Here is a 7881-nt window from a genome sequence, read left to right on the forward strand (position 1 = left end):
CTACTCTGACGCTACTCCGAGGCTGTCGCGGAGCCCGCTCGGGGAGTCGTTCATTGCCAGCGCGGTGAGGAGCATTGTTTCTTCGAGCGTGGCCGACGTGTCCCTCAACTCCCGTGTCCCGGGAACATCGGCCAGCGCCTCGGCGACGACCGGCACGGTGGCACCCGGCACGCGGATCGCACGACCGTGCAGGAGCGCCGGGAGGCCTGCGGCGCGCAAGGTCGTGAACGTGCGCTGCCAGTCCTCACAGGTGACGGAGACCGAGTGGTGTGCCGCGGTGACACTGGACACGGTGCCGGCAGCTGTGACGCGTCCCTCCGTGAGGACAACGAGCCGATCGCACTGGGCCGCCTCTTGCATGTAGTGCGTGGTGACCAGCACCCCGGCCCCCTGAGCCGCGGCAGTGTGGAGTTCGCGCCAGAGGCGGCTCCGCGTCAAGGGGTCCATTCCCGAGGTCGGTTCGTCGAGCACAAGAAGTTCAGGGGTATGGAGCGCTGCGGCCCAGTACGCGAGCGTGCGCTGAGTCCCGAGCGGAAGCCCCGATACAGCGCCCGGCCCGACCCCTCGCGCGAACTCTGCGGCGCGATCCGAGATCGGGACACCGTGGACCGCAGCGGAGAATCTCAGATTCTCCTGTGCGGAGAGCCCCGAATAGAGTCCTAGCCCCTGCGAGACATATCCGAGTCGGCGCCGCGAGGCCAGTGTGGGCGGAGCCCCGAACAGCTCGGCCTTGCCCGTTGTGGGTGCGTCGATACCGAGCAAGATCCGCATCAGCGTGGTCTTACCGGCACCATTCCCGCCCAGCAACCCCACGATCTCCCCGGGACGCACCTCTACTGAGACCTCGGAAAGGGCGGCGAAGTCGCCGAATGTGCGCCCCACGTGGGCGGCCTCGACCACGGGTGTCTCCACGCGCGTGGTACGGGTTCGGCTGCGCTCCTGCGCGACGGAGCTCTGTGGCGCGACGGGCACCTTCCTGCGTTCTTCCGCGGCGAGGAGCAATGCAATGCTGGAGTTTTCGAGATCGATCTGCGTGGGAGAAAACCCTGCCGGGGCCGGGGTCTCTCGGTGTGGGCTCCACCGGTACACAGTGTCCGCGCGCCGCCATGATCGCGGCGACTCGGGCGCGAGATCGGCACCCTTACTCGACGCCGGTGCCTCCCACATGGCTCCTGGTGTGTCACGGACCACCTCGTGAAGGGGCCCCGTGGCGAGCACGTGGCCCTCGCCCAACAGGATGAGGTTTGTGGCGCGCTCCGCTTCGTCGAGATAGGTCGTCGCACAGACAACCGTCGCTCCCTCCGCGGCAATCCTCGTGATGAGGGTCCACAGCTCCGACCGGCTGACGGGGTCGACCCCGGTGCTCGGCTCGTCAAGGATGACCAGGGACGGCTGGTGCAGCGTCGCGAGGATCACGCCGAGTTTCTGCCGCATCCCGCCAGACAGCTGGCCGGCACGGCGTCGCCGCGCAGATGTCAGCCCAGCCCGGTCCAACAGCTCCGCCGTTCGCGATCGTGTGAGCTGTGGATCCATCCCGTAGGCACGGGCGACAAACTCGAGATTTTCCGCGACGGAGAGATCGCGCCAGACACCGGCGGTGGCGGCCTGATATCCGAGCTCGTGACGGTGCCGCGGGAGCCCAGAGATGCTCCCGCGACTCGGGCGCAGGCGACCAGTGAGGAGCTGCAAGAGCACGGACTTTCCGGCGCCGTCACCGCCGATCACCGCCGTAATCGTCCCGGGGGCGAACGAGCCGGAGACGTCTGTGAGCACCGCGCGGCCCCCGAGTCGAACGGTCACCTCGTCGAGCGTGATGGGGCGCACGGACATCAGCGGGCCCCGCCGTGGGTGAGGATGCGTCGCATCCGGACGGTGGCCGCGCCGAACGCCACCACGGCCATGCCCACAAGAATTAGGATCGGCAGCCACAGGCTGTCGATCTGTGCGTCTCGCAACATTACCCCCTGCGAAACCTCGCGGAACCACGTGAGCGGGAGCGCGTAGCCGATCGACCGGATGATCGCGGGCATGGCTTCGAGCGGGAAGATGAGCCCGGACAGCAGGACCTGCGGCACCACGAACATGATCGCCATTTGAATCGCCTGTCCGGTGCTCTGCGAAGCGGACGAGATCAGAACCCCCACTCCGAGCACCACGAGCAAGAAGGCTAGGGCCGCGAGTGCGAACCACAGGACGCTGCCCGCAAATGGAATCGCGAATAGCCAGACCCCGAGTCCCGTCACCGCCGCCATGTTGAGGATCGCGAGGAGAAAATAGGGCGTGACCTTGCCGAAGATGATCGCGGAGGGACTCAGAGGCATCACCGCGAGCTGCTCAAGCGTTCCGGTTTCTCGCTCGCGCACCAGACCGATGCTGGTGATCATGGTCCCCACAAACAGGAGAATCAGGCCGGTGAGGCCGGGCACCATCACCCAGGAGGTCTTGAGGTCCGGGTTGAACAGCATCGTGATGAATTCATCGGGATCGAAGGAGGGGATGGAGAGCTCCGGGAGTTCGGGGAACGTGACTTCCTCGGGCGGAACGGGTTCGGCGGGCGCCGGAGATCCCGTTTCCGAGGAACGTACGAGCGATTCCACGTATTCGGTGAGCTCAACGCGGAACTGGGTGACATTGCCCTCCGCACGTTCCCCCGCAGCTCGTGCCGCGGCGACATCCGCCTGCGCATCCCGTGCGCGTTCGCGGGCATCCGCTCCGACAAGTTGTACAAACGCGGCCTGTGTCGCTTGCGCGGTGAACAGGCGGCTCCCATCGACAAACACCCGCATGCGATTTGTGATCGGCTCGGCCGACACGGCGGTGCCGAGAATCACCGCATCGGCTTCCCGATCCCGAAGGAGGCGCACGGCAGCATCCTCGTCCAGTGTGGAATCGATGCGGATGATGTGGATCTTGGCCGGATCGGCATCCCGGAGCTCGACCTCTTCCGCCAACGCTGCGCCACCCTCGCCACCGACCACCACCGCGACCCGGTCAACGCTGAAGTTCGCGGCGTAGCCGAAAATGATGAGGAGCAGCATGGGCAGTACCACAAGCAGAGCCAGGGTTCTGCGGTCGCGAGCAAGCTCACGAAACTCTTTCCGAATCACAGCAAGCATGGGCCACCTTCCCAATTCGTCAGTTGATGAATTTGAGCGTAATTGCCGTTCATCAAGTGATGAAATACTCAAGGTGACATTTGAGTGCATCAGCCCGCATATCGCGTCGAGCTGAGTAGGCGAGGAGGGTGCCGTGGTTGCGAGAGACGAAGACCCGGGCGGGCCACGGGGGCCCAAACGGGGGCGTCGGCCGGGTGCCGTTGGTATGCGAACCCAGATCCTGCGGGCGGCGATGACTCACTTCGCCGAGTCTGGCTATCAAGCGAGCACCATGCGCGGGATCGCGGCGGCGGCGGGTGTTGACGCGAAGCTCGTGCACTACTACTTCGGATCTAAAGAGGCGCTGTTCACCGCGGTGATTTCCGAGGGCTTTCGTTCACGTGGACTGCCGGATCTGCTCGTGGACATTCACCACGATTCCGGGGCCTCCCGGGGAGTCGGGTACCTGCGGGCCGTACTCGGCGCGCTCGAGGATCCCGAGGTCGGCCCGGCATTTCTGGGCCTGGTACGGAATCTCGGAACCCACGAGCCGTCGCGCAGGATCTTTCTCAGCTTTGTCACCCGGGACGTGTTGGGGGTCGTGTCGCCTCGATTGCCGGGGGAATCGCCAGATCTACGCCTCAGTCTCGCGGGGTCCCAGATCCTGGGGCTTGTCGTTGCGCGGTACGTTCTACAGGTTCCCGCGATCGCAGCGCTCAGCCGCGACGAGCTCGCGGAACTCGTCGGGCCGACGCTCGACAGCTACCTCTTTCCGGCCTAGTTCCCGAGGATCTTCTGGTACGCCTGCGTGTATCTATTGTCTTCTTCGGCGCTGAGCGAGCGCATATCGAAGATTCGCTTCGACATCTCCTCGTCAGGGAAGATTAACGGGTTCTCGGCGAGCTCCGGGTTCGTTTTCGCCATCGCCTCCTGCGCGCCAGCGACCGGGCACACGTACTGCACGTACTCGGCGACTTGCGCGGCGACCTCCGGCTCGTAGTAGTAGTCGATGAGTTCGTGCACCTGCTCGACTGACTGGGCCGCGAGCGGCATTGAAAACGAGTCGATGAACACCGAGGCCCCCGCGTCGGGCACCACGAACTTCCAAATCTCCTCGCCGGCCTCCTCGTTCAGGATCGCGATATCGCCGGACCAGCACATGCCCGCCCAGACGTTGCCCTGCTCAAGATCCTGCGTGTAGGAGTTCCCCTTCACGGTGAGGACTTGCCCGCTGTCGATCTGATCCCGCGCCACGGCCAGGGCGGCCTCGAACTCGGTGTCGCCCCAGTTGCTTTCGATGTCGACGCCCTGCTCCAGCATGATGAGGGCGAGGGTGTCGTCCTGCTCCGTCAACAGATTCACCTTTCCGGCGAGGTCCGGCGACCACAGATCCGACACTGAGCGCACGCCCTTCGGATACAGCTGTGTGTTGTAGACCAGGCCCGTCATCCCGGCCTGGTAGGGGATCGACCAGATCCGGTCCGGATCGAAGCTCGCGTGCTGCACCATGTCGATCATGTTCGCGTCCACGTTCGGCATCAGCGTGCGGTCGAACTCGAGCAGCTGCTGCTGCTCAACGAGCCGCACAGTCGTGGTGTCCGAGGGGACAAACACGTCGTAGCCGGTGTCCTGCTCGAGCTTCAGCTGGTCCTTGATCTTTGCGATGAACGTCTTGTTGTCGTCGATGTCCTCGAAGTATTCGACGCGGATGTTGCTGCGCTCCATGAACTCATTGAGCGAAGGCCAGTCACCTGCGTCTTCGTCATAGTCGAGGTAGTACGTCCAGTTGGCCCAGCGCACGGTGCCGCCGGAGCCGTCGCCGGGACCGCTGGGGCCCGCGCATGCTGCGAGAGATCCGGCACCCAGGAGCGCAGCTCCGAATCCGGCCCCGCGAAGGAGCTGGCGGCGATTCAACTGTGTGGCCCGAGCGCGCTGCACGAGTTCCTGAATCAGGGGATCGGGTGAATTCCGACGCATCGGTCCTCCTAAGGAAACGCGGCTACTCCTGCGGAGCCGCTCTCGCTTCCATCCTCACACACCCGAGGCCTCAAATGTAAGAAGTGATGTCATTCACGTTGACGTGCGTCGGAATCCTGCCCCAGCACAACGTCGCGCAGCTCGTGCACGAGCGCCGGATCCGCCACGAACATGAGCGGTTCACCGGGCGGGGTTGCGTCGTCCCGGCCCAGCAGCGCAGCCCCGGCCTCCCGCGCGATCAGGGCACCCGCCGCGTAATCCCAGGGCTGCAAGCCACGCTCAAAATACGCGTCGAGCCGGCCCGCTGCGAGCGCACACAGATCGTAGGCGGCGGAGCCCATGCGGCGGATGTCCCGGGCCCGGGGCACGAGGCGGGACACCATCTCGGCCTGCTCGATCCGGCGCTCCACGGTATAGCCAAAACCCGTCGCCACGAGCGAGGTTGCGAGTTCGGTCTTGCCGGAGGTCCGGATCGGCACCCCGTCGAGCCGCGCACCGCCGCTCTCCCACGCCTCGTAGAGCTCGTCCAGCCGCGGTGCGTAGACGGCACCGGCGACCGCGCGGCGACCGTCCGCCATTGCGGACGGATCCGCGACGGTCGCCGCGATGCTCACGGCATACATCGGGAGGTCGTAGAGGTAGTTCACGGTGCCATCGATCGGGTCGATCACCCAGGTGATCCCGCTCGTGCCCGCGATGCCCGCACCCTCCTCGCCGAGAATCGCATCGTCCGGACGCGCCGCACGCAGAGCGGCCACCACAAGCTCCTCGGCCGCACGATCTGCGGCCGTCACCACGTCCGTGATGCTGGACTTGCTTGCCGCGACCGTGACCCCCTCCGCACGCAGCTCCTGGATCTTCGTCCCGGCCACGCGCGCAATGTCGGCGGCGATCCGGGCAAGCTCGGCCAGGGCCTCAGGGGACAGCTCGATGCTCTGCGTGTGCGTCATGCTCCGAGCCTAACGGGACGCGGGGGCCAGTATGGCGTCGGAGGCGTAGGCCTCTTCGCCGTGTGCGTGGGCGTCGATCCCGGCCTCCTCAACGCGGACGGGGACCCGCAGTCCCGTGACAGCCTTGACCGCGAGGGCGATGATGAGCGACACCACAAACGAGTAGAGCGCCACGCCAAGCACCGAGATCGTCTGCACAAGGAGCAGCCCAGCGTCGCCGCCCATGAACAGCCCGTCGCCGGTGGCGAAGAAGCCGAGGTACAGCGTGCCGAAGACGCCGGCAACAAGGTGGAGCCCTACAACGTCGAGCGAATCGTCAAAGCCGAGCCGGTACTTCAGATCGATCGCGACCGCGCAGACGGCGCCGGCAGCAAGCCCCAGAAGCAGGGCCCAGATGGGTGCCAGATTCGCGCACGATGGAGTAATCGCGACGAGGCCCGCCACCGCACCGGAGGTTGCCCCCACCACGCTCGGCTTCCGTCCCCGCACGCGGTCCACGAGCAGCCAGCCCAGGATCGCAGCAGCCGGAGCCGCGAGCGTGTTCACCAGGATGAGCCCGGCCGTCGCAGCGTCCTCGGCAGCTCCGGCGTTGAAGCCGATCCAACCGAACCACAGCAACGCCGCGCCAATGGTGACGAGGGGGAGACTATGGGGACGGTGCGAGCCCGGGGCAAAGCCCACACGCTTGCCCGCGACAAGTGCGAGCGCCAGCGCCGCGGCCCCGGCGTTGATGTGCACCGCCGTGCCTCCGGCCCAGTCGATCACCTCGGGGGTGCCGAGCACGCTGCCCAGTTGCTGGATCCAGCCCCCGCCCCACACCCAGGCGGCGACGGGGAAGTACACGAGCGTCGCCCACAGGCCCGAGAACAATACCCACGAGCCGAGGCCGACCCGATCGGCGATCGCCCCCGAGATCAGCGCCGTTGAGATCATCGCGAAGGTCACGCCAAACCCGAGTCCGATGAAGCTGGCAGGATCCGTCTCGATCAGGCCAAAGTCTTTTGCCGGGCTGCCGGCCCAGCCGCTCTCGCCCGGAGCGAAGTAGCTCATGCCGTAGCCGAAGAGGATCCAGAGGACCCCGACCACGCCCATTGCGCTGATGCTGAACAGCATCATGTTGACGACCGAGCGGACGCGGACGAGCCCGCCGTAGAAGAGTGCGAGACCCGGGGTCATGACAAGCACGAGCGCCGCGCTCGTGAGGACCCAGACGTCGTGCGGGGTGAGGAGTTCCATCGGTGCCGCCTTCCTCCGGGTTGCCCCGGGGTTGTGTCGTGGGTTTAGTGTGCTGGGCCGCTGTTTCGGGGTCGTCACTCCCGCGTTACCCGGGCGTCACCATTCGGTTTCCGGAGCGTGACGGGTACGCACGCCGCGATGGTGCTAGTATGTGAAGGTTGCCGTTTAACGGCCGCGGATAAAGAGAGCTCCAGCACCCTGCTGATAGCGCCGCGCAGCAACAGGAAGGGGATCCCTATATGGCACTCGAAGCAGACGTCAAGAAGGCGATCATCGATGAGTACGCGACCAAGCCCGGTGACACCGGTTCCCCTGAGGTTCAGGTTGCGATGCTTTCGCGCCGGATCAAGGATCTGACCGAGCACCTCAAGACCCACAAGCACGATCACCACTCGCGCCGTGGCCTTCTGCTGCTCGTTGGCCAGCGCCGCCGTCTCCTGGGCTACCTCCAGGCAACGGAGATCAACCGCTACCGTGCGCTCATCGAGCGCCTCGGTCTGCGTCGCTAAGCGCTGATCGCTTACTGACTTACTGCGAAGCGCCCGCCCCTTCTGGGGGCGGGCGCTTCTGCGTTCCCGGCGCGCGCCCCCGCGGTCGCGCCGGCCCCCGCAGGTCGCCCCGCC

General features: G+C 65.9%; 7 protein-coding genes. 2 read left to right on the forward strand and 5 right to left on the reverse strand.

Translation table 11 applies throughout. The features are described 5' to 3' along the window. Both FM113_RS08130 and FM113_RS08135 read right to left on the reverse strand, forming a co-directional pair. Positions 1–1830, reverse strand: a complete 1830-nt coding sequence (locus tag FM113_RS08130; RefSeq protein ID WP_087013351.1) for an ATP-binding cassette domain-containing protein — start codon at positions 1828–1830, stop codon at positions 1–3. After that, entirely contained in the window at positions 1830–3116 is a 1287-nt protein-coding gene (locus FM113_RS08135) for an ABC transporter permease (protein WP_087013354.1), read from the reverse strand. The genes FM113_RS08130 and FM113_RS08135 overlap by 1 nt, the downstream gene beginning before the upstream one ends. A 205-nt stretch (positions 3117–3321) precedes the next feature. Here FM113_RS08135 and FM113_RS08140 point away from each other — a divergent pair, with 205 nt between their 5' ends. Then, positions 3322–3876, forward strand: coding sequence for a TetR/AcrR family transcriptional regulator (locus tag FM113_RS08140; RefSeq protein WP_087013356.1), 555 nt, complete (start codon positions 3322–3324; stop codon positions 3874–3876). Here FM113_RS08140 and FM113_RS08145 read toward each other — a convergent pair. The 3 genes from FM113_RS08145 to FM113_RS08155 all read right to left on the reverse strand — a co-directional run bounded on the left by FM113_RS08145 (position 3873) and on the right by FM113_RS08155 (position 7258). Next, complete coding sequence (locus FM113_RS08145) at positions 3873–5072, reverse strand: PotD/PotF family extracellular solute-binding protein (RefSeq protein WP_087013358.1); 1200 nt, start codon at positions 5070–5072, stop codon at positions 3873–3875. The genes FM113_RS08140 and FM113_RS08145 overlap by 4 nt on opposite strands. An 89-nt stretch (positions 5073–5161) precedes the next feature. Further along, positions 5162–6022, reverse strand: a complete 861-nt coding sequence (locus FM113_RS08150; protein WP_087013361.1) for an inositol monophosphatase family protein — start codon at positions 6020–6022, stop codon at positions 5162–5164. Between the two features lie 9 nt (positions 6023–6031). Next, positions 6032–7258, reverse strand: coding sequence for an ammonium transporter (locus tag FM113_RS08155; RefSeq protein ID WP_087013363.1), 1227 nt, complete (start codon positions 7256–7258; stop codon positions 6032–6034). A gap of 239 nt (positions 7259–7497) precedes the next feature. Between FM113_RS08155 and rpsO the strand changes: the two genes are divergently transcribed. Beyond that, positions 7498–7767, forward strand: coding sequence for a 30S ribosomal protein S15 (gene rpsO / locus FM113_RS08160; protein ID WP_087013365.1), 270 nt, complete (start codon positions 7498–7500; stop codon positions 7765–7767). Positions 7768–7881: the final 114 nt, after the last annotated feature.

Source organism: Leucobacter sp. 7(1), assembly GCF_900163635.1.
Lineage (GTDB): Bacteria > Actinomycetota > Actinomycetes > Actinomycetales > Microbacteriaceae > Leucobacter.

Bases quoted from the DNA above. Each gene is read 5' to 3' on its own strand.
- FM113_RS08130 (WP_087013351.1), bottom strand. From the start codon at position 1,830: ATGTCCGTGCGCCCCATCACGCTCGACGAGGTGACCGTTCGACTCGGG.
- FM113_RS08135 (WP_087013354.1), bottom strand. From the start codon at position 3,116: ATGCTTGCTGTGATTCGGAAAGAGTTTCGTGAGCTTGCTCGCGACCGC.
- FM113_RS08140 (WP_087013356.1), top strand. From the start codon at position 3,322: ATGCGAACCCAGATCCTGCGGGCGGCGATGACTCACTTCGCCGAGTCT.
- FM113_RS08145 (WP_087013358.1), bottom strand. From the start codon at position 5,072: ATGCGTCGGAATTCACCCGATCCCCTGATTCAGGAACTCGTGCAGCGC.
- FM113_RS08150 (WP_087013361.1), bottom strand. From the start codon at position 6,022: ATGACGCACACGCAGAGCATCGAGCTGTCCCCTGAGGCCCTGGCCGAG.
- FM113_RS08155 (WP_087013363.1), bottom strand. From the start codon at position 7,258: ATGGAACTCCTCACCCCGCACGACGTCTGGGTCCTCACGAGCGCGGCG.
- rpsO (WP_087013365.1), top strand. From the start codon at position 7,498: ATGGCACTCGAAGCAGACGTCAAGAAGGCGATCATCGATGAGTACGCG.